Raw genomic sequence first — 22,426 nt, 5'->3', positions numbered from 1 at the left:
CGTGAGGTGATTCAGTTGAAGGTCGGAATTATTGGTGCAACAGGATATGGCGGGTTAGAACTAATAAGATTATTACATAATCATAATGAAGTCGAAAAAATTAAATTATTCACTTCTTCTGATGAAGGAGCCATTTTTTCACAAAAATTTGGTCATTTAAAAAAACTATATGATCAACCATTAGAGAAAATTGATGCAGATACATTAGCTGAATTAGATGTTGTATTTACAAGTACTCCTTCTGGGGTTTCAAGCAAGCTTCTACCACCTCTATTAAATAGCTCAACGAAATTCATAGATTTATCAGGTGATTTCCGACTAAAAAATTTAGAAGATTATGAAAAATGGTACAAAAAAGAGTCAGCTCCTAGTGATGCAGTAGAACAAAGCGTATATGGTTTGAGTGAATGGAACAAAGAAGCCATTCAAGATGCAAAACTTATTGCCAATCCAGGTTGTTATCCAACGGCAGTTTTACTTTCTCTATTACCTTTGTTAAAAGAAGATTTAATTTATGCAAATGGTTTAGTCATTGATGCCAAAAGTGGAATCTCAGGGGCGGGTAATAAGCCTAGTATGATGACTCACTTCAGTGAAACAAATGAAAATACAGCCATCTATAAAATACATGAACACCAACATATTCCTGAAATTGAACAAGCTATGAAAATGTTCGCAAATAGTGATACACCAATTACATTTACAACAACATTAGTACCGATGACGCGAGGGATTCTGGCAACAAGCTATGCGCAGATTACTCCATGCACAACAGAAGAACAACTATATTACTGTTTAGTTAAACAATATCAAAGCAATCCTTTTGTTCGAATAATAAAAGAGACAGCAAAATTTGGAACGAACCAAGTTTATGGTTCTAATTTCTGTGATATCCATGTGAAAGTAGATTCTAGGACTGGTAGAGCTACGATTATTGCGGTTATTGATAATTTAGTTAAAGGAGCAGCCGGTCAAGCCATTCAAAATATGAACATACAATTTGGTTTTGATGAAACAACCGGCCTTATGCAAGTGCCATTATACATTTAAAAAGGGAGTGTTTATATGACAATAACATTTGAGAGTTTAAAAAGAATTTCGAGTAAAAATATCGTTTCACCTAAAGGGTTTACTGCAACAGGTATACATTGCGGCGTAAAACATAAGAAAAAAGATTTAGCGATTTTAGTAAGTAAAGTACCTGCAAATGTAGCTGGTGTTTTTACAACAAACGTTATTAAAGCAGCCCCTCTTGTACTGACAAAGCAGGTTGTGAAAGAATACGGAAAAATGCAAGCACTTATTGTCAACTCTGGTAATGCAAATGCGTGTACAGGAACTCAAGGCTATAAAGATGCTGAAACAATGCAACAATTAACAGCAGAAAAATTAGGGATTGCGAAAGAACTTGTTGGGGTTTCATCGACAGGCGTAATCGGAGAAATCATGAACATGGAGCCGATTGCAAAAGGAATTGCTGAAATTACACCAAATGCAACGTTAGAAGGAGCAATTGATTTCGCACAAGCAATACTAACTACTGATACGGTCACTAAAAATACAGCATATAGCGTAGTTATAGACGATAAAGAAGTTGTCATCGCGGGTGTGGCAAAAGGATCAGGTATGATTGAACCTAAAATGGCTACAATGCTTGCCTATGTTACAACTGATGCAGATATCGATCAACAAGCATTGCAACAACTATTAAAAGAAGTAACTGATGTGACTTTTAATGCGATAACGGTAGATGGCGATACATCTACAAATGATACCGTCTTAGTATTAGCTAACGGATTAGCAGGCAATGCCACATTAACGCCAGCACATCCAGAATGGGAGACTTTTAAAGCCGCTTTCCATGCTGTATCTCAAGACCTTTCAAAAATGATCGCAAAAGACGGTGAAGGTGCAACTAAATTAATCGAAGTTAAAGTTGAAGGTGCTGTAACTGATGAAGAGGCACGTAAAATTGCGAAAACAGTTGTAGGTTCACCTTTAGTGAAAACAGCGATTTTTGGTTGTGATGCAAACTGGGGACGAATTATTTGTGCTGTAGGATACAGTGGTGCAACAGTTGACCCGACCGATGTGAAAATTCAAATTGGTTCAACTACAGTTGTTGAAAAGGGTGAACCAGTACCATTTTCTGAAGAAGAACTTATTGTCTATTTGAAACAAAATGAAGTGAAAATCGCAGTATCCTTAAATCAAGGTGTAGGCTATGGTACTGCTTGGGGATGTGATTTAACATATGACTACGTACAAATCAATGCAACATACAGATCATAAAACGATTGTTATTAAACTAGGTGGTAGTATGTTAAAAGGTTTAAATGCTGAATTTTTCGAAAACTTTAAAAAGATGCAACAAGCTGGCATAGATATTATTATCGTTCATGGCGGTGGACCTGCTATTAATCAAGCATTAAAAAGCGCTAATGTTGAAACTACTACTAAAAATGGTATTCGAGTGACATCAAGTAAAGCTGTTGAAATTGTACAATCAACATTAATTGGTAAAGTAAATCCAGTATTAACGCATCAATTGAATGTTGCAGGTATTAAAGCGTTAGGGCTAAGTGGTTATGATGGAAGTTTATTTAACTGTTCGTTCTTAGACGAAAAAGAATATGGTTACGTAGGAAATATCGAAGCAGTAAATACGGAACTTCTAAAAACTTTACTTGCTGAAAAAATCATTCCAGTAGTTTCTTGTTTTGGAGCGACATCTGATGGGATACCTCTGAATATTAATGGTGATACAGTTGCTAGTAAAGTGGCTTTATCAATGAATGCTGATAGCCTTTTACTCGTGACGGATACACCAGGGATAAAAATTGAGGAAGAAGTTCAAATCAGTGTAAATCCAGAACAGATCAAAGAATGGATTAATTCTGGCGATATATATGGAGGCATGATTCCAAAAGTTCAAGCTGCCGTTGATTGTTTAAATGAAGGTATACCAACTGTTCAAATCGTTGGTTCAAAATTAGTCGGTACAACGATCCAAAGAAAGGAAGTTTTCGCATGAGTGCATTATTTGGGAACTATAGCAGACGTCCAGTTCATTTAGTAAAAGGGCTAGGAACGAAAGTATATGATGAAGCAGGAAAAGAGTATTTGGATTTTACTAGTGGCATTGCAGTACTAAGTCTAGGTCATGCAAATCCTATTTTAGTAGAGGCCATTAAAGTGCAAAGTGAAAAATTATGGCATATTTCTAATTTATTTGAAAGTCCAGAACAAGAGCAATTAGCAGCCACTCTTCTGAAAGATACTCATCTGGCACATGGATTTTTTTGTAATAGTGGGGCTGAAGCAAATGAAGCAGCAATCAAACTTGCTCGTAAGCATACGGGTAAACATACAATCATCACTTTTGAAAATTCATTTCATGGAAGAACATTCGGTGCAATGTCAGCTACAGGTCAAGCAAAAGTGCAACAAGGCTTTGGTCCTTTAGTAAATAAATTCATCCATGTTCCATTTAACGATGTGAAAGCTCTAGAAGCAGTAGTAAATGATGAAGTAGCAGCTATTATGCTAGAAGTCGTGCAAGGCGAAGGTGGAGTCAATTCTGTTTCCGAAGAATTTGGTGAAGCCATTACTAAAATCTGTAAAGAACAAGGAATCTTACTCATTATTGATGAAGTACAAACAGGTATCTCTCGCACAGGTACACGTTATGCTTATGAACAAACTGCATTGAAACCAGATATTTTAACCCTAGCTAAAGGACTCGGTGGTGGCTTCCCAATCGGTGCAATGCTTGGAACATCTGAAATGTATGACACATTCAGCCCGGGTACACACGGAACAACATTTGGGGGGAACCCACTAGCAGTAGCCGTTGCGCAAACAGTTCTTAATCATGTGTTTGAAGAGTCGTTTTTAGGGGAAGTACTTAAAAAATCAGAGTATTTCACAAAGCAATTAGAAAAAACTCTACCAGCTGAGAAGTTTACAGTAAAAGGAATGGGCTTACTGCTAGGTGTAGACTGCGGAAAAGCTGTAGCACCTTTTATTACAAAAGCTGAAGATGCAGGCTTACTATTAGTTGGTGCAGGTGAAGAAGTCATTCGTTTACTGCCACCTCTTACAGTAACACATGAAGAAATCGATGCAGCCATCGCAATCTTAGCAGATATTATTAACGATTAATAAGTTTGAATTAATGCGTTCAGAGAATCGCAATTCATTACTCTATACCTCTTTCAAAAGTGTTTTATATAAGCGAATGGGTTCACGGACCTTTTCGCTTATTGTTGAACACGAAACTTCCAGGTATGTAATTCGTCAAAAGTAAAAAAGGGGGAATTAACATGTCTAACTTTATACATTTCAAAGGTATACTCACTGAACTCCAGGAAACATCATCTCATTTCGCCTTAGCTTGTCAAAAACAAGATGACAACTCTACATTTATACTTAATCTAACGAAAGAAACACTTATTTTTAATAGCACTTCATATGAGCCCCTTCTAGTAAGTGAACTAAAGCGAGGCTTTTTTATTCATGCCTATGTCCATGAGCTTCAACCTGCAATGATGATCTTTCCACCGCAATTCTCTCCAACACTCGTGCTTGTGAATGAGAAAGATTTATTCTATGGCAACAAAGTTGGTACATACAATGCCGAAACATCTTTAGTAGAATCAGATTTACGGCTAAATATTAGTCAAAATACGAAAATAATAGATGCAGTAGGGGAAAGTATTGCGACCGAAAAGCTTGATGGACATGACATAGCTGTATTCTTCAAAATGAGTACACGTAGCATTCCACCACAAACAACACCGCAAAAAATTATATTGTTGGATGATTAAGTGCCTGTATAAAAAAGAATTCATTTTATCAGAATGGATTCTTTTTTACTTTATGAATTGATTTACTTTTGAATTAAACTACAATATTTTCATATATAAGAAACAATAATATAGAGTAATATTGTTTGGCTATTCTGTATATAAGGTGGTATGAATAAAAGTGTGGTGGTTTAGGGGGGAAGCCTATATTCATTAAGCGACAAGTACCAAGTGAAATCTTTGCACATAAGCGACTCATTAAACGACTCTCCCCAGATCATCAAAAAATCGAAGACATCATTCGCCAACTTGAAAATGTAACAGCTGGTTTTAATGGTGAATGTCGCGTAAATCAAATGGTACTAGAAGTACCGTTTAACAAATCTTTTTTTACTTCCCAAACTTCGAGTGTCAACTCTCTCCAACTCGTATTGCCCAAATAGATTCCGACTTACTCACACAAAGCTATATTCTATTAATTGAAATTAAAAATATGAGAGGAACTTTACATTTCCAAGAACAGCCCTATCAACTCATTCAAGAACTTGAAGGGCACTCCATTGCATATCATTGTCCGCAAATCAATTAATTCGTGCAACAGATACATTTGAGCGCTGGTTAAAAAACATGAAGTTTTTGCAATTACCTATTTATAAAACAATCATTATGCCTAATAGCCGTACAGTAATTAAAACTGTACCTACAACTGTACCGTACATCATGTCGAAAGAAATCGCACTATTTATCCAAAAACTAAATGAGCTCTAGTAATAAACAAAGCTCAATTAGGAGCAGTAATTCATTCAATTAAAGTGAATAATAGATCTTTTAAACATAGACCTTTATGCGGAAAATACAATATACCAATTGAACAAATAAAAAACGGAGTCATCTGAATAGGTTAAAAGAGAGCTCGAGTAGCACAAAAGAAAGGCCAAAAAGAGCGAGTGAGTTAAAAGAAGAGCTGAATAGGTTAAAAGAGAGCCATAATAGCACAAAAGGAAGCCCAAAAAGAGCGAGTAGGTTGAAAGAAAAGCTGAGTGTTTTATATCACAAGAAAAATTTCCATCACCTTCACCACAAAAAAACCGCAAAAGGTATTACCCTATTGCGGTCAAAAGCTATTATGCGTGCACTACTGATAATGTAGCAAGTCGTTCAACAGCCTCAGCTATTAATTCTTCATTTTGAACAAGTGCTAAGCGTACATAACCAGCTCCAGCATCACCGAAGATGATACCTGGTACCATGACTACGCCTGTTTCTTTAATTGCGTGATATACAAAGTCGATATCGTTCATTTCTTGATTTGGGTATTTAGCCCAGACGAACATACCACCCTTTGAAGGTGTTACGTTCCAGCCAATTTTAGTTAAACCATCCATTAAAATATGGTGGCGTTTTGAGAATGTAGCACGAAGACGATCTGTTATTTCTTCAGCATTGTCTAATGCAACAATACCAGCTTCTTGGATTGGCTCAAAAGTTCCGTAATCCAAATTAGATTTTAGTTCTTGGATAATTGAGATCATCTCAGCATTTCCTGCTATGTAGGCAATACGTGCACCAGCTAAACTAAAGCTTTTAGAAAGAGAGTTGATTTCCATGCCGACTTCTTTAGCTCCTGGTGTAGCAAGGAAGCTTGATGGACGGTCGCCTTCAAAATAGAATTCTGAATAGGCAGCATCATGTAAAATAATGACATTATATTTACGGCCAAATGCAACTGCTTTAGCGAAAAATGCTTCGTTAGGCATTGCAGGAACTGGATTTCCTGGTAAGTTAAGAATCATCAGTTTTGCCTTTTCAGCAACCTCTACAGGAATTGCATCGAAATCTGGTAAGTAATTATTTTCTTCTAATAAAGGCATATAGTAAGGAATAGCTTCTGCAAGATGAATACCGGCATCAAAGGCTACGTAGGCTGGGTTCGTCGTTAGTACATAGTCACCTTTATTACAGAAGGCCATCGGTAAATGGACCAGTCCTTCTTGTGAACCCATTGTTTGAATAATTTCCGTATTAGGATCTAAATCTACATTAGTACGACGTTTGTAATAACGGGCTACCGCTTCGTAGAATCGTTTCGTACCACTTAGTGTATAACCATATGAGCTGGCTAATGCACTACGCTCAGACAATACTTTACGTACTTTTTCGTCTGGTGGAAGATCCGGGCTTCCTAAGCTTAAATCGATTAATTTAACGCCTTCAGCTGCTTTCGCATTGGCCGCCGCTTTCAAATCACCGAATATTGCTTTTGGAAACATAGCCATTTTTTTTGATTTTTCGATTTTCACATGCAAGCACTCCTTAGTTGCAAAAGTAATTTTAAGAAATATTTTAACATACTAAAGCTATTATGTAACAGATAAACTTTAGTAATTTCATATTATTTGATAAATATTCTCTGAATGTTCAATGTTTATAAATGTTTTAAGATTAAAAAAAGAGATTTTAGTTCATCTTCACTAGTGAAATATATTAATACAAGTGATATTTATATTGGCTTGCCTCTAAAAATGATCTATATATTACTACTATATGGTAGCTTTAATTATGTAAATATACAAAATGTAACAATCGAATTGTTGTTTGGGGTTATAGTAAATAAATCATCTATCATTTTTAGAGTGAAGATTCCGAGTTCTAATAAATAGATTTTGTAACAGTTTATGATACAGATTCGGACTAGAATAGTCATAAAGTAGGTATATCATCAATTGAATCTGTCTCAACAGTATCAAAAAAATTGGCAAACTTTAGTGAGGATTTAGTTAACTCTGTAAAAAGTTCAAAATAAAAATTTTATGGTAAATCAAATGTCTTATAGTAGGCATTTGATTTTTTTGTGGAAAATTGTATGTATTTTCAAAATAAACTATTATAAAGTTGGTTTTTACTATGGAAGTGTTGCAAACCTTATTAAATTTTCAAAAAAACTATAACATGATGCTTTTTCTTAGTGTTTTACCTTCATTGATATAGAAATGTTTAAAAAATAAATATACTTAACTTAGATTTCATCATAAAAGAAGAAATATGTTCATATATTTCTTAAAGAAAAGACCGTGAAAAATAAGGTTTAGAATGAACTTGACGCAAATTTTTATCTTCTATGAAATATTTTATTTTCGATAAAAAATGGAATGTGTATTCTAAATCAAATAATAGAATCAATACATTTGTTATAAGTGTAGTTCGAAATTGATGGTGAAAAAGGAGGTTTGATATGCATATAAATGTAATATATAGACCTAGGTTTTATGCTAAATATGGAAAGAGACTATTAGATGTAGTTGTTTCTAGTATTCTTTTGCCTATTATTGTACTTATGATGCTAATAATAGCTATTGCATTACTAATTGTATCTGGAAGACCTATTTTCTTTACACAAGAGAGAACGGGATTAAATTACTCAAACTTTCAAATTTGGAAGTTCAGGACGATGCGTAATGATCTTAGTCAGAAGTGTAAAGTGACTGACTGGGAAGGTGGGGTCCCCGAACAGTTTGTTTTTAAGAACTCACAGGATACGAGGATGACAGGTATAGGGAAGTTACTAAGAAAAATGAGCTTAGATGAACTACCACAAATTATTAATGTTTTAAAAGGTGAAATGAGTCTAGTAGGACCAAGACCTGAAGTACCTGAAATTACAGCTTATTATAATGTAGAACAGTCTAAAAGATTGTATATGAAACCAGGAATTACAGGATTGGCGCAAATAAATGGACGTTCTAATATTCCTCATGGAAGAAAAATAAATTATGACATTGATTACGTAGAGAATTGCTCTTTACTACTCGATATCAAAATATTAATTCGCACTATTCGTGTGGTTTTTAGTCGAGAAGGAGCTTATTGATATGTAATTCAAGTTATATTTCATCTATATAAATGGCCATGTATTGCGAGCAAGTCGAAAAATAATGAAGTTTGATCATCCAGTAAACTGACATGTGAAGCCAAAAATGATGGAGTAAAAAGAAATAATAGCTTATTTCACTTATACATAATAGATTCTTAGAAGGTTTTTAGTATTTGTAACTGTATTACAGGCAGTAATGTTTGACTGTTAACAGCGGCTATTAATTCCATATTAAAAACCAGATAATTGCAGCAAAGTATTTGTGTAATCATAAGCATTCGTTAATGGTGGTTTCAAGGTAAATAAATTGGCCATATGGAGAACAGTTTCATTAATCAGCGTATATTGGCTAACACAAAGATCAAAGAAAGGTGAGTTAATGAAAATTGTTCAAATAATCACGAAATTAGATACAACTGGCGGAGCTCAAACACATGTACTTGCTCTCACAAAACAACTTGCTTTAGATGGACATGAAGTAACAATACTCACTTCAAAAGGAGAACTCATTTTTAAGCCGTTAAATGAAAAGAATATAAGCATTATTCAACTTCAAAATTTAAAATGGGCTATTCACCTTGTAGCTGATATTCGTGCATTTTTTGAAATACGTTCCATATTACGTCGTATTAATCCAGATGTAGTTGCTCTTCATTCATCAAAAGCGGGTGTAGTTGGTAGGTTAGCAGCTTTTTCTTTAAATATACCAACTGTCTTTACTGCACATGGTTGGGCATTTACTGAAGGAGTAAAACCAATAAAACGTTGGATTTATCAACAAATCGAGAGGGCATTTGCGAGAAAAACGACTAGAATTATTACTGTTTCAAATTATGATTACGCACTTGCTATCAAAAAAAAAGTTGGCAAAAAAGAAAAAATGACGACGATTCATAATGGTATTCAGAGTAATAGTAATAAACATAGCTTTCCTCAAAATAAAATACCTAAAATCGTTATGGTAGCAAGATTTGAGCAACCTAAGCGTCAAGATCTTTTGATTGAAGTTCTTTCCTCAATGAAAGAAAATGAGTGGCAGCTAGTTTTCATAGGTGATGGAAAAGAGATGGAAGCTGCAAAAACGTTAACGCTACAAAATGGTATCGACCACCGCGTTACATTTCTAGGTTCTCGTGATGATATAGAAACACAACTACAACAGGCTGACATCTTTGTCCTTTTGTCTAATTTTGAAGGACTACCTATCTCTATTTTAGAGGCAATGAGAGCTCAGTTACCAGTTATCGCTTCGAATGTAGGGGGTGTACAAGAACTCATTATCGATAATGAAACAGGGTATATAGTAAATCATGATATACAAGTTATTAGAGACAAGTTGATTCAATTACTAGAGAATAGCGACTTAAGGCTGCAACTTGGTCATGCAGGTTGCCGTTATTTTGAAGATAGATTCTCATTTCATTCTATGTATGACAAAACAGTGAGTCAGTATTTACAGGCTCAAAATGAAAAGAAACAGATGTAACAATACTTGATCATCACTAAGTTTTTATTAGCAATTCTCTAGATTTTTAAATTTAGACAAGTTACAAACGGATTTGTATTAAAGGAGGCGATTATCCTAAAGACATCTCGTTCTAGGAGGAAGAATGTAATAAGTAATTCAAAGAAGTTAAGAAATGGAGAGAAGCATTGAACATTCTAGTAACTGGTGGAGCAGGATATATTGGCTCACATATATGTATCGAGTTAATACAAGCTGGTCATGAAATTATTATTGTAGATAATTTTATTAATAGTAATAAAGAAGTAATCAATCGTATGCAAGCAATCACAAAGAAAAAAATAACATGTCTCTCCGTAGATATTAGTCATAAAGAAGATTTAGAAAAGGTGTTTCAAAACTATTCAATCGATAGCGTCATTCATTTAGCAGGTTCCAAATCTGTTTCAGAATCCCTCCACAATCCAATTAAATACTACTTGCAGAATTTGGTAAGCACAATCCAGTTAGTCGAACTAATGAATAAGTATAAAGTACGTCAACTCGTTTTCAGTTCATCAGCAACTGTCTATGGCACCCCAGAACAATGTCCTATCCCTGAAACTGCAACCTTAAATACAACGAATCCCTATGGAACAACAAAGCTAGCTGTTGAAAAATTCTTATATGAATTTGCACAATCCAATCATTCTTTTTCCATTGTTTCATTACGATATTTTAATCCAATTGGAGCACATGAAAGTGGCATGATAGGAGAAGATCCTTTTTCCGTTCCGAATAATTTGATGCCTTATATTACGCAAGTGGCAACGGGTAAATTACCTTTTTTAAATATATATGGAAATGACTATCCAACGCTTGATGGAACCGGTATTCGTGATTATATTCACGTAGTAGACTTGGCAAAAGGTCATGTAAAAGCGTTAGAAAGTTTAAAAGGAAAGTATGGATGGAGAGTATTTAATCTAGGTACTGGTGAAGGATATAGCGTCCTACAAGTTGTAAAAACATTTGAATATGTCTCAGGTATTCCAATTAAATACCTAATAAGTGATCGACGTGAAGGTGATGTTACCATTAGCTATGCAGATGCGACAAAAGCAAAACAACAACTGAATTGGGTAGCAGAAAAAACTTTGGAAGATATGTGTCGAGATGCTTGGAGATGGCAAAGGAATAATCCAAATGGTTATAAGGTAAGGAATGTAGCAGAAAATCAGTTGTTATATATAACTGATTTGTAATTGTTGCATAAAAATGGAAAATGATTTATACTGTATTAAACATACTGAATTACCCTGTTTTAAAATACTTTTCTAAAGCCCTATAGGAAAACTATGAGGGCTTATTTCCTATGGTTAAATTGACAGAAATGTTTGCTTATCTGACAATTTAATGATAGGATTAAATCAATTACATATTCTTATCAAGAGAAGCAGAGGGATAAGGCCCTGTGAAGCTTCAGCAACCTCTGATTTAATCAGAAAGGTGCTAAGTCCTACAAGACAAAAGTCTTGGAAGATAAGAAACGAGCGTGTTAAGTTAGCCCTCATTCTTATCCTTAGAATGAGGGCTTTTTATATGCGTGTACATAATAGACAAAAAGGAGAGAAATAGCTATGCCAATTAATATTCCGAAAAACCTTCCGGCAACGGAATTACTAAAAGAGGAAAAAATCTTCGTAATGGAAGAGGACCGTTCAAAAAGCCAAAATATTCGTCCTTTAAATATATTAATTTTGAATTTAATGCCAGAAAAAGAGAAAACTGAGCTTCAATTATTACGTCTACTTGGTAATACACCTCTACAAGTAAACGTAACGTTTTTAAATACTGCAACGTATGTTTCAAAAAATGTTAGTAAAACACATTTAGAATCATTTTATACGACGTTTGAACATGTTAAGCACCGACGCTTTGACGGCATGATTATAACGGGTGCACCGATTGAATTAATGGAGTTTGAAGATGTTGATTTTTGGAAAGAAATCGTCAGTATTATGGATTGGACTAAAACAAATGTCACTTCTGTGTTACATATCTGTTGGGGTGCACAAGCAGCACTTTATCATCATTATGGTATTGGGAAATTCCCACTTGCGAAGAAATGCTCAGGAATTTATGATCATACAATCACAGATCCAACTGTAAAGCTTGTTCGAGGTTTTAATGATATATTCACTGCACCACACTCACGGAATACATCTGTATCTATTGAAGAAGTTGAAGCTCATCCAAAGCTCAAACTACTTTCAGCCTCTGATGATGCTGGAGTATTTATTGTCATGTCAGAAGATGAAAAGCACATCATGATAACTGGGCATTTAGAATACGATGCTCATACTTTGGCAGACGAATATTCACGTGACGTTGCAAAAGGGTTGAATATAGAAGTTCCTCAAAATTATTTTCCAAATGATGATCCAGCAAAACAGCCATATAATACTTGGCGTTCACATACGCATTTATTGTTCTCTAACTGGCTGAACTACTATGTGTACCAAGAAACACCATTTGAGTGGGAATAATATAAATAAATGCTCTATTCTATTAGTAAAATAGCATAGGGCATTTTCTTTTTTTGTAGATACTCTTTATAAGTAAAGACCATTTTCTATTAAAATCTAAAGGTGAGCACCAACAAAGCATACTTTATGCTATTATAAATATAGTTTATCTCGAAGGGAAGACAATTAATGAACTCACCTTTTACATTTATTCATACAGAACCAAAAAATATGGATCCATCTAAAAAATACCCAGCCATTTTCTTATTACATGGAATGGGGAGTAATGAGCAAGATTTACCTGGATTAGTAGCTGAATTTAAAGATAGTTGTCATATTTTTAGTTTGCGTGGCCCTATTACACATAAACCTGGTTATGCCTTCTTTACAATTCAAGATATAGGGGAACCAGATCGTCCAGTTTTTGATAAAGTAGTACATTTTATCCGAGAATTTATAGATGAAGCTTCTTTCGTTTATAATATTGATGTAGAGAAAGTTGTATTAATGGGCTTCAGCCAAGGAGCTATTTTAGCACAGTCACTAGCATTTGTTTTAGGCGATAAGTTGACAGCAGTTGTCGCTTTAAGTGGTTATATTCCTGATTTTGTGAAAAACGAATATCATAAACAATCAGTGGAACATATGCCAATTTTCATCTCTCATGGTGAATATGATTATGTTCTACCGCATCAATGGGGTCTTGAAAGTAAGGACTTCTTTGAGTCATTAGGTGCAGCTGTCACGTTTAAGAGCTATCCAGACGGACATGGTGTTACACCAGCTAATCACTTAGACTTAGTCACTTTCTTAAAAGAACAAATTTCTTAACTATATTTTAAATGCTACGAGAAAAATTATGTACTGACATAGAAAAATGAGACAAATAAAAACACCTTTCGTTGAAAAATTGGGTATCCTACTTCTAAAAATCAACGTGGAGGTGTTTTTTCTATGGGGACAAGAACCAGTTATCTAGAATAAATGAAAATGAAGGCAATTAAGATGAAATTAGCTGAGATTCCTGTAAAGCATGTATTTGAAGAAACAGCCAGCTGCCATTACAATCTCATCAACTGACTGTTTGCTTTTGATAAAAAGATGAAAAGTTTATAATCCTGCCTTTAATTCAGAGTCCAATAGAAGATCTAGGTCCTTGAACCGTCAAATTGAAAAGTATTAATGATATTTCATAGGGTGTTTGTTTCATATCACTATCTAACCATTGTTGAATAACTCCTAAATGAGCAGAAGTTGGACCAAGAATGACATTCATGAAGTCGGAATTTTCTTTTATATATTCAGATAATTCTATTAAAAAAGGTGCTGGCTGATTTTTAGTATAAAAAAAAGCGGATACTAAATAGAAAAAACCACTTTAGAACAAGCAAAAAATTAAATAGAAGAAAAATAAACAAAGCCATGGTAAAAAGTCGCTCGTGGCTTTGTTTATTTCTATATTAATTGTAAATAGTAATAACTTTAATATTATCGTATGAATAAATATTGATTAAATATAAACCTCGGTAATCTATATAGATAAGATCAAAATCCAGTGTCTAAGAGAAAATAAAAACCATACTAGAAAAATACTAGTATGGTTTAAGAATAATAATTGTTACTTTACTGTTTTGTCTGCCTTAAATTGTTGAAATAATTGCTCCCTATTTCGAGGGAAGGGGACATCAATTGCTAACATGCCGTTTTGCAGTAATTGCTCTGCCGTTTCAAATACCCATGGCTTCTCAAGATGAGCTTTTGAAAGTAAGTTAGGTTGTTTAAAAACGGAGACAGGATCACCATGATATAGAATTTGTCCATCACTCATGACAATGATCTCATCAGCCCATTCATACGCAAAATGCACATCATGTGTCGATAAAATAATAGTTTTATGCGGTTTATGAATCGTATTTAAAAGTGACATGATTTGTTTAGAATAATATGCATCGAGACCTGCAGATGGTTCATCTAATATTAAGACATCGGGATTCATTGCTAAAACTCCAGCAATAGAAACACGTTTTTTCTGTCCTAAACTTAAAAAATGAATTGGTTTTTGTTGTAGGGTGATAACTTCAGTTTCTTGCATCGCCCAGTCAACTTGTTCAACTACTTTTTCTTTAGACCAGCCAAGATTAATTGGACCAAACGAGATATCCTGTTTTACAGTGCCAGAAAATAATTGAGAATCTGGATCTTGAAATACGATGCCTACTTGCTCTCGTAACTGTAATAAAGATTTGCGCCCATACTCCATCCGTTCTCCTTTAAAATATATCTCACCTGAAGTGGGTTGCAATATCCCATTTAAATGCTGAAATAATGTAGATTTACCAGCTCCGTTATTACCGAGTAGTGCAATTTTCTTACCTTTTTTTATAGAAAGAGAAAGCTCGTTTAATGCAATCGTCCCATCTTGATAACTATGAGTAAGATGTTGTATGTCAAAAAAAAGCTCATCCATTTAGACTTCCTCCAAACTGAATATAAACAGAGACAATGCTAAAAGAAATGAGTCCAATTAATACCCAGTTTCTTTTAGAAAATGAATACTCACCCTCTAATAATTTTATATCTTCCGTATAGCACCGAGAATTCATTGCAATTATTAATTCTTTAGAACGTTGAAATACATGGACAAATAAAGTGGAAACAAGTAAACCTAATGAGTGGATACTTTGTTTCACAGTAAAATAACCAAGACGAGAATTTTGTGCTTGATGAATTTTAAGTGATGTTTCTAAAAAAACGAAAATGAAGCGATATGTTATTTCAGTTAATTCGATTAATAATGCTGGTACTTTCAGCTTACGTAATACATGTAAAATATCATGGATGGGTGTAGTCAATGTTAAGAAATATAAGCAACTAATACTACTTAGCACTGTAAAAAATAATTGGATTGCTGTCTCTACACTATTTTCTGTAATAAAAATATGAAATCCTAAAAATTCAGTTGTCCAAAGTGAAGAGGGGCTTAAGCTATGATTGCTTGAAACTGAAATTAATATTGTAAGCATACTCGATAATAGGAAAAAACTAGGCACTAATAATAACTTGAAATAATATTTAAAAGGAATTTTCGCACCTAAAATTGTAAAAGCACTCATCACAGTGAATGTGATGAGTGATACAAGTGTATCTTTCACAGTTAACGAAAATAACATCAGAAAAAAGGTGAATACCATTTTTTCTATTGGATGAATATGCTGCCAACGATTCATATAAGCATATTTATCAATAAGAAGCATCTTATATTTGACCCTCTTTGTTATTCACATTATCTTTGCGTTTGTATTTACCTCTTGTTAGACCAACAAAGTAACCGATAAAACCAGCACCAATGGCTGCTTGAAGGCAGAATAATAGACTTTCGATTTCACCACTTGGTGGCTCCCAAATACTTGAGAACCAAGGCTCATACGAAGCATTAATTTCGCCAATGGCAGCTTCAGCTTCACCATCAGCTCCTCCAAATTCAGCCCCTTTTTGAATGAAAAGAGGGAAAATAGCAAGAATGACAACGATTGAGATTAGTATTAAATTCTTTTTCATCGTTGTTCAGCTCCTTTTGTGAAGACGCGAAGTGCTTTTAGCTCAGCTACGTTGTATTTTTTTAAGAAATTCATAATGACCACAGTTAAAATACCTTCAGAAATAGCTAAAGGAATTTGCGTTAAAGCAAAAATACTACTAAATTTAGTGAAAGAGGCAGAGATTCCACCGATTTCAGAAGGGAATGCAAGTGCTAATTGAATAGAAGTGACAAGGTAAGTACCAAGATCACCTAAAGTTGCAGCCAAAAATACAGCAAATGCAAAGGATAAACCTGCTTTAGAAGCCCCTTTGTAAACAGCGTAAGCAATTAGTGGACCAACGACTGCCATTGAAAATGCGTTAGCACCAAGTGTTGTTAAGCCACCATGAGCTAAAAGCAATGATTGGAATAAAAGAACAATAAAACCTACAATACTCATTGCAAATGGCCCAAATAATACAGTTCCTAAACCTACACCAGTAGGGTGAGAACAACTACCAGTTACAGATGGGATTTTAAGTGCGGATAAAACAAAAGCAAAAGCACCAGATAAGCCAAGCATCATTTTAGTATCTGGATTTTCCTTAATTGTTTTACGTATTGAACGGAATCCAATTATCAAAAATGGAATTGTTACTGCCCACCAGAAGATAGCCCATTCTACAGGTAAGAATCCCTCCATAATGTGCATGGCAAATGCTTGATTTGGAACAATCATGACAAATGCTAAAAAATAAATCATTTTCCAGTTAAATATTGATTTTAACTTATTCATATTATTCTCCCTTTTATTTATGTATTTTTACTAGATATACAGTTATATACAAATAACACCTCCTATGAAATACCTCTCTGGATAGGGCGTACAGCCAGTTTGTAAATAAAAAAGCACTTCTTTCATAGAAAGAAGTGCGTGAAGGAAAAGTCATCAAAAAATAAGACTTACTCACTTTCACACCCATCCTCGTAGGTTGAAACAGTTCCTCACTTTATGGCAGGTCTCCTGGCTTAGAATCCTCATTTTGCTACAGCCTTCCCGTCTATTGACAGTGACATAATGTAGCAAAACTCCTCAACACAGTGGCGGGACCGCGTCGGATTAACACCGACTTCCCTTTTAAGTTAAACGCTAATTTAACACCATAAAGTTTATTGAATTGTTTGATTTCAGAATATAGTGTATCATGAGAATTTTCTTTCTACTAGATTTTTTTATGGAATTTTCAAAAATATTGAAATTGAGTAGTAAGGTAGATATAACTGTTTTTAATAACTTTATATAGGTGTAAATGTAGAATTTAAATTATGTCAAGATAATATTCATAAAAAAATCTATTTGAATCTAGTAAAATTTAGTATATGATAGTTACAGATTTAGAATTTACTGAATAATACAATTGAATATCAAATTTAAAAGTGCCGACATGTTTGGTTTATTGAACATGTAGGATAATAGGGAAATCGGTTAGAATCCGATGCAGCCCCCGCTACTGTAACGCTGATGAAATGATAACACTCACTGGTAAAATACTGGGAAGAGATCAAAGTAAAGTGACGCGTAAGCCAGGAAACCTGCTTTTATAATTATGAACGATACTTTTCGGAGGGAAAGGTGAAGGCTACAGTGGACGATGCTTATTTATTTTGATGTGTTGTCTGAATAATCTAGTTTTTAAACCTTAATTCTTTGAATTAAGGTTTTTTTATTTACCAAAATAAATAACTAGTTGCCAATTTACCCTATTTCCATAGATTTTTCATAAAAAATGATGAACACAGTATGGGAGGATCACGATGACAACTTGGAATTTAGAAAGAATGAAAAGCCATTTGCTCATTTGTAATGGTAGTAGCTGTTTGAAAAAGGGCGGCGAAGAAGTAACGCTGGCAGTAAGGGATGAGATTGCTAGGCTTGGGGTTGACGAACAAATACATACAACTCGAACTCGCTGTAATGGACGTTGCAAAGATGCCTGTGTCGTTATTGCGTATCCACAAGGTACTTGGTATCAAGCAGAATCTCCTGAAATTGGCCGTCAAATTGTTCGCGAATGTATGGATCAGCAAGTTGCACCTCATGTCGTCTACCAAACATTAAATGGCAACATGACGAAAAACCCTACATCAGGAGCGATTAAAGGTATTTCGAAAAACAAATAGTTAGATGTAACGAAAAGGAGATGTTTGAATGTCGCAACTTGGCAAACTTTATGTAGTTGGTTTTGGTCCAGGAGATTTTAAACATATTACAACTAGGGCAGTTGAAGCACTGCAAGAAAGTGATTTTATTATCGGTTATAAAACGTACGTTGAACTCATTCAAGATCTAATTGATAGTAATACATCTGTCATCAGTACCGGTATGACTGAAGAAGTTTCTCGGGCTCAAGAAGCCGTAAGACAAGCTGAAAATGGTAAAAAAGTAGCGGTCATTTCAAGTGGTGACTCAGGTGTGTACGGTATGGCCGGACTAGTTTATGAAGTGTTAATAGAAAAGGGATGGACAGAAGCAACCGGTGTTGAAATTGAAGTTATTCCTGGCATTTCCGCTATTAACTCTTGTGCTTCTTTACTTGGCGCACCGGTCATGCATGATTCATGTACGATCAGCTTAAGTGACCACCTAACTCCATGGGATTTAATAGCAAAACGTGTGGAAGCTGCGGCAATGGCGGATTTTGTAATAGCTCTTTACAACCCACGGAGTGGTCGTCGTACACGACAAATTGTCGAAACGCAACGTATTTTATTACAGTATCGTTCACCTGAAACACCAGTAGGTTTAGTGAAAAGCGCTTATCGTGATCGACAAAATATCATCATCACTAATTTAAAAGATATGTTAAATCATGATATTGGTATGTTAACGACAGTTGTCATCGGTAATTCATCGACATTTTTGTATGATAATAAAATGATTACGCCTCGTGGTTACCAAAGAAAATACACATTGAATGCTGAAAAACAACCACTAAAACCACATCAACGTTTGAAAGAAGAGGCAGAACCGTGGGCAATGGACCAAGAAACCGGCATTCAGCGTAGTCAAATTATTGATAGTGCACCTGCTTTAGTAAGAGCTAAGCAACCGTCAGTTGTAAAAACAGAACCAAAACCTAAAATTGGCTCATTTGAAATGGCATTAGATGCATTAACTCGTGTAACGGGTCAGCAAGTGGAAACTCAAACTACTTTTGTACAGCAAGAAATGGAATCTATTTTCGAATTAGCCGTAAGCCCTGGGGTTGCAAATAAAAGGTTTACACCAAAACAAATGATGACATTAGCTGATGTAGTTGGAGATAAAGGCACGATGGAATATACACCAAACCATAATATTCTTTTGAAAATCCCAACAACAAAGCCAGATTTTATTACAGCTAGACTGCAAGATGCAAACTTTATTCTGTCACCAGTTGGTGATGTTGTCACAATAAAAGCATGTGATTTCTGTGATGGTGACAAAACGGGCGGAATTCCTTATGCTGAGGAACTTCAAGAAAAACTTGGAGGTCTGAACATGCCTAAAGAATTTAATATCGGTTTTAATGGCTGTGGTATGGCATGTTATAAAGCTGTAATGGAAGACGTCGGAATCGTCTATCGAAAAGGTAAATTTGATCTTTTTGTAGGTGCGAAGCCAGTTGGTAGAACGGCTCACCCAGGACAACCAGTTGCAGAGGGCATTGAGCCAGAAAAGATTGTAGAAGTTGTCAGTAATATCGTTGAAGAATATCGTCAAAATGCACATCCGAACGAGCGCTTGTTCAAATACTTCAAACGTGTGAAGCGAATTCAAGGATTTAACTATCAAGATATGTCACCGAAAATTGAAATTGAACCTGCTCCTTGCGGGGATTAAAACTTAGGGGGAACTATATTTATGAAAGCTATTTTATTCGTCGGGCATGGTAGTCGTTTAGCAGAGGGTAATGCAGAGGTTAATAAATTTGTAGAGCAATTAAAGCCAACATTAGATGGTCAATTACTAGTGGAATCTTGTTTTTTAGAATTTGCATCACCAAACATTGCACAAGGGATTGATAACTGTGTCGTTAAAGGTGCTACAGAAATCCATGTTATTCCGATTATTTTATTGCAAGCAGGACATTCGAAAATTCATATTCCAGCAGCGATTGATGAAGGTAAAGAAAAATATCCTACTGTACAAATTACATATGGTCGTCCACTAGGTGTACATGAATCCATTTTCTCAATTTTAAAAGAACGTTTAACAGATGCCGGTTTCAATCATGAAGCGGAAAATAAAGATACAGCTATTTTATTAATCGCACGTGGTGGTAGTGACCCAGATGCTAATAGCGACTTTTATAAAATTGCCCGTATGCTTTGGGAACAGTTAAATGTTCGTACAGTAGAATGTGCATTTATGGGTGTAACTTACCCAACAGTTGAGGAAGGTATTGAAAGATGTCAGCAGTTAGGAGCTAAAAAAGTAATTATGCTGCCTTACTTCCTATTCACAGGTATTCTGATGGAACGTATGGAACAAATGGTCTTAAGTTACCAAACTAAGTACCCTGAATTAGAAGTAAAATTAGCGTCTTACTTTGGTTACCACGCTGAACTAAAAACAGTATTAGCAGATCGAGTTGAAGAATCACTTCAAGGTAATGTGAAAATGAACTGTGATACTTGCCAATACCGTATCAATGCAATGGAATTTGTAGAGCATCATCACCATCATGACCATGATCATGACCACGACCACGGCCATCATCACCACGATCATGACCATCACCACCATGAACACGATCACGAACATGCTGGTACTGCAAAATGATTTTGTTTTTAGCAGGTACGAGCGATGCCAGAGCATTGGCGATAGAGTTACAACAAACTGGATACCCAGTTTTTGCAACTGTTGTCACTGAATCAGCTGCAAAAAGTTTAGTTGAAGCAAATATAGAAACGCATATTGGTCGTCTAACAGCTGAAGATATGGCTCGATTTATTCAATCAAAAAACTTACAAGCTGTAGTAGATGCATCTCATCCATTTGCAGAAGAGGCATCAAAAAATGCACTAGAAGGTGCAAGATTAGCAAGTGTTCCATATATCCGCTATGAACGTGAAAGTCAGCAATTCGAAAATGACAAATTAATCTTAGTAAAAAACTACGAGGAAGCGGCAAATCTGGCGGCTAAAAAACGCGGTGTCATCATGCTGACAACTGGCAGTAAAACACTTGGTACATTTACTGAGAAGTTATTAGGATTAGAGGATACAAGAGTCATTGCCCGTATGCTACCACGTTTAGACAATATGGAAAAATGCGCAGAGCTTGGTGTAGAACAAAAGAATATCGTTGCTATTCAAGGTCCATTTTCAAAAGAGCTTAATTTAGCTCTTTATAAGCAATACGGTGTCACTTTAATGATTACAAAAGAAAGTGGCAAAGTAGGTTCAGTTGATGAAAAATTAACAGCAGCTCTGGAATGTGGAATTGAAACAATTATGATTGCAAGACCGAAAGTAGCTTATGAAAATGTGCATTCTACTTTTATTGATGTTATTCAAGCATTACAAACTCAACTTTCCCAAATTTAGGAGGTAACAAGAATGGATTTTAGAACAGATTTTAAACCTTTAACAGTCGATCCAGATAAAATTTACGAACATAGTTTTGCAACTATTTTAGAGGAATATGGTCCACATGATTTTACGGAAGATGAATGGAAAATCATTCGTCGTATTATTCATGCTTCAGCGGATTTCGATTTAGGTCGCTCAGTAATTATTCATCCAGATGCGATTGAAGCGGGTATTAGAGCTATTCGTTCTGGTAAAGCAGTTATCGCTGATGTGCAAATGATTGAAAGTGGTACCGGACATAAGCGATTCCAAAAACACGGTGGAGATGTATATTGCTATATTTCTGATGAAGATGTTTCGAAAGCTGCTAAAGAGGCAGGTGCTACACGTGCTATTATGTCAATGCAAAAAGCTGCTCATTTACATGAAGGTGGTATTTATGCAATTGGAAATGCACCAACTGCATTATTAGAATTGATTCGCTTAATTAAAGAAGGTGTAGTAAAACCGGATTTAATAATCGGAATGCCTGTTGGATTTGTATCTGCTGCAGAATCGAAAGAAGAATTAGCTAAAATCACAGAAGTACCGTTTATTACAAACCTTGGACGTAAAGGTGGTAGTACCGTAACTGTTGCGGCACTTAATGCCATTTCACTATTAGCTGATCAGGCTTAA

The 22,426-nt window shown here is 35.1% G+C and carries 23 protein-coding genes and 3 riboswitches; of the genes, 17 read left to right on the top strand and 6 right to left on the bottom strand.

The annotated features are described in order from the left end of the window. The first annotated feature begins 15 nt into the window (after positions 1 to 15). The 7 genes from argC (at position 16) to BK137_RS08075 (ending at position 5,576) form a co-directional block, all read left to right on the top strand. Positions 16 to 1,050, top strand: coding sequence for an N-acetyl-gamma-glutamyl-phosphate reductase (gene argC / locus BK137_RS08100; RefSeq protein WP_038181446.1), 1,035 nt, complete (start codon positions 16 to 18; stop codon positions 1,048 to 1,050). A gap of 15 nt (positions 1,051 to 1,065) precedes the next feature. Continuing rightward, on the top strand, positions 1,066 to 2,292 hold the full coding sequence (gene argJ / locus BK137_RS08095; RefSeq protein ID WP_038181447.1) for a bifunctional glutamate N-acetyltransferase/amino-acid acetyltransferase ArgJ: 1,227 nt from the start codon (positions 1,066 to 1,068) through the stop codon (positions 2,290 to 2,292). Further along, positions 2,255 to 3,034 (top strand): acetylglutamate kinase, encoded by a 780-nt coding sequence (argB, locus tag BK137_RS08090; protein ID WP_038181450.1) that lies wholly within the window; start codon positions 2,255 to 2,257, stop codon positions 3,032 to 3,034. Before argJ ends, argB begins: the two co-directional genes overlap by 38 nt. Next, entirely contained in the window at positions 3,031 to 4,164 is a 1,134-nt protein-coding gene (locus tag BK137_RS08085) for an acetylornithine transaminase (protein WP_038181454.1), read from the top strand. Before argB ends, BK137_RS08085 begins: the two co-directional genes overlap by 4 nt. Positions 4,165 to 4,325: 161 nt before the next feature. Next, entirely contained in the window at positions 4,326 to 4,829 is a 504-nt protein-coding gene (locus tag BK137_RS08080; protein WP_038181456.1) for a hypothetical protein, read from the top strand. 361 nt (positions 4,830 to 5,190) lie between these two features. Beyond that, positions 5,191 to 5,397: an NERD domain-containing protein gene (locus BK137_RS22965; RefSeq protein WP_412104683.1), complete on the top strand. Its 207-nt coding sequence runs from the start codon at positions 5,191 to 5,193 to the stop codon at positions 5,395 to 5,397. Next, positions 5,379 to 5,576: a hypothetical protein gene (locus BK137_RS08075; RefSeq protein ID WP_038181459.1), complete on the top strand. Its 198-nt coding sequence runs from the start codon at positions 5,379 to 5,381 to the stop codon at positions 5,574 to 5,576. Before BK137_RS22965 ends, BK137_RS08075 begins: the two co-directional genes overlap by 19 nt. A gap of 356 nt (positions 5,577 to 5,932) precedes the next feature. Here BK137_RS08075 and BK137_RS08070 read toward each other — a convergent pair whose 3' ends face one another. Beyond that, positions 5,933 to 7,108, bottom strand: a complete 1,176-nt coding sequence (locus BK137_RS08070) for an aminotransferase class I/II-fold pyridoxal phosphate-dependent enzyme (RefSeq protein ID WP_038181461.1) — start codon at positions 7,106 to 7,108, stop codon at positions 5,933 to 5,935. Positions 7,109 to 8,040: 932 nt separating this feature from the next. On the opposite strand from BK137_RS08070, the gene BK137_RS08065 reads away from it, so the two are divergent. The 5 genes from BK137_RS08065 (at position 8,041) to BK137_RS08045 (ending at position 13,482) form a co-directional block, all read left to right on the top strand. Beyond that, the gene (locus tag BK137_RS08065; protein ID WP_038181464.1) at positions 8,041 to 8,676 is read left to right on the top strand and encodes a sugar transferase; all 636 of its coding nucleotides are present in this window, start codon (positions 8,041 to 8,043) and stop codon (positions 8,674 to 8,676) included. Between the two features lie 382 nt (positions 8,677 to 9,058). Further along, the gene (locus BK137_RS08060; RefSeq protein WP_038181468.1) at positions 9,059 to 10,165 is read left to right on the top strand and encodes a glycosyltransferase family 4 protein; all 1,107 of its coding nucleotides are present in this window, start codon (positions 9,059 to 9,061) and stop codon (positions 10,163 to 10,165) included. 167 nt (positions 10,166 to 10,332) lie between these two features. After that, positions 10,333 to 11,388 (top strand): UDP-glucose 4-epimerase GalE, encoded by a 1,056-nt coding sequence (gene galE / locus BK137_RS08055; RefSeq protein WP_038181471.1) that lies wholly within the window; start codon positions 10,333 to 10,335, stop codon positions 11,386 to 11,388. 176 nt (positions 11,389 to 11,564) lie between these two features. Beyond that, positions 11,565 to 11,672, top strand: a riboswitch (SAM riboswitch). A gap of 91 nt (positions 11,673 to 11,763) precedes the next feature. After that, entirely contained in the window at positions 11,764 to 12,672 is a 909-nt protein-coding gene (metA, locus tag BK137_RS08050) for a homoserine O-acetyltransferase MetA (protein WP_038181475.1), read from the top strand. Between the two features lie 168 nt (positions 12,673 to 12,840). Continuing rightward, entirely contained in the window at positions 12,841 to 13,482 is a 642-nt protein-coding gene (locus BK137_RS08045; protein WP_038181480.1) for an alpha/beta hydrolase, read from the top strand. Positions 13,483 to 13,780: 298 nt separating this feature from the next. On the opposite strand, the gene BK137_RS21875 is transcribed toward BK137_RS08045, so the two are convergent. The 5 genes from BK137_RS21875 to BK137_RS08025 all read right to left on the bottom strand — a co-directional run bounded on the left by BK137_RS21875 (position 13,781) and on the right by BK137_RS08025 (position 16,967). Further along, entirely contained in the window at positions 13,781 to 13,927 is a 147-nt protein-coding gene (locus BK137_RS21875; protein ID WP_143691030.1) for a TetR-like C-terminal domain-containing protein, read from the bottom strand. 342 nt (positions 13,928 to 14,269) lie between these two features. Next, positions 14,270 to 15,118, bottom strand: a complete 849-nt coding sequence (locus BK137_RS08040) for an energy-coupling factor ABC transporter ATP-binding protein (RefSeq protein ID WP_038181485.1) — start codon at positions 15,116 to 15,118, stop codon at positions 14,270 to 14,272. Further along, a complete protein-coding gene (gene cbiQ / locus BK137_RS08035) occupies positions 15,111 to 15,905 on the bottom strand; it encodes a cobalt ECF transporter T component CbiQ (protein ID WP_038181491.1) in 795 nt (264 codons plus the stop codon). The genes BK137_RS08040 and cbiQ overlap by 8 nt, the downstream gene beginning before the upstream one ends. Position 15,906: 1 nt before the next feature. Beyond that, positions 15,907 to 16,209, bottom strand: a complete 303-nt coding sequence (locus BK137_RS08030; protein ID WP_038181494.1) for an energy-coupling factor ABC transporter substrate-binding protein — start codon at positions 16,207 to 16,209, stop codon at positions 15,907 to 15,909. Beyond that, positions 16,206 to 16,967, bottom strand: a complete 762-nt coding sequence (locus BK137_RS08025) for an energy-coupling factor ABC transporter permease (RefSeq protein WP_038181498.1) — start codon at positions 16,965 to 16,967, stop codon at positions 16,206 to 16,208. Before BK137_RS08025 ends, BK137_RS08030 begins: the two co-directional genes overlap by 4 nt. Positions 16,968 to 17,168: 201 nt before the next feature. Next, positions 17,169 to 17,352: riboswitch (cobalamin riboswitch) on the bottom strand. A 244-nt stretch (positions 17,353 to 17,596) separates the two neighbouring features. Beyond that, positions 17,597 to 17,786, top strand: a riboswitch (cobalamin riboswitch). A 200-nt stretch (positions 17,787 to 17,986) separates the two neighbouring features. Between BK137_RS08025 and BK137_RS08020 the strand changes: the two genes are divergently transcribed. The 5 genes from BK137_RS08020 to BK137_RS08000 are packed head-to-tail and all read left to right on the top strand — an operon-like array spanning position 17,987 to position 22,426. Next, positions 17,987 to 18,352 (top strand): (2Fe-2S) ferredoxin domain-containing protein, encoded by a 366-nt coding sequence (locus BK137_RS08020; RefSeq protein WP_038181501.1) that lies wholly within the window; start codon positions 17,987 to 17,989, stop codon positions 18,350 to 18,352. 28 nt (positions 18,353 to 18,380) lie between these two features. Continuing rightward, positions 18,381 to 20,054, top strand: coding sequence for a precorrin-3B C(17)-methyltransferase (cobJ, locus tag BK137_RS08015; RefSeq protein WP_038181504.1), 1,674 nt, complete (start codon positions 18,381 to 18,383; stop codon positions 20,052 to 20,054). A 21-nt stretch (positions 20,055 to 20,075) separates the two neighbouring features. Beyond that, positions 20,076 to 20,996, top strand: coding sequence for a sirohydrochlorin chelatase (locus BK137_RS08010; RefSeq protein WP_038181505.1), 921 nt, complete (start codon positions 20,076 to 20,078; stop codon positions 20,994 to 20,996). Beyond that, positions 20,993 to 21,763: a precorrin-6A reductase gene (cobK, locus tag BK137_RS08005; RefSeq protein WP_038181508.1), complete on the top strand. Its 771-nt coding sequence runs from the start codon at positions 20,993 to 20,995 to the stop codon at positions 21,761 to 21,763. Before BK137_RS08010 ends, cobK begins: the two co-directional genes overlap by 4 nt. Before the next feature lie 12 nt (positions 21,764 to 21,775). Next, the gene (locus tag BK137_RS08000) at positions 21,776 to 22,426 is read left to right on the top strand and encodes a precorrin-8X methylmutase (protein ID WP_038181511.1); all 651 of its coding nucleotides are present in this window, start codon (positions 21,776 to 21,778) and stop codon (positions 22,424 to 22,426) included.

The organism is Viridibacillus arenosi, assembly GCF_001955655.1.
GTDB classification, from domain to species: domain Bacteria; phylum Bacillota; class Bacilli; order Bacillales_A; family Planococcaceae; genus Viridibacillus; species Viridibacillus arenosi.
Note: the sequence above shows the minus strand (reverse complement) of the source record. Positions and strands in the feature narration are given on the sequence as shown.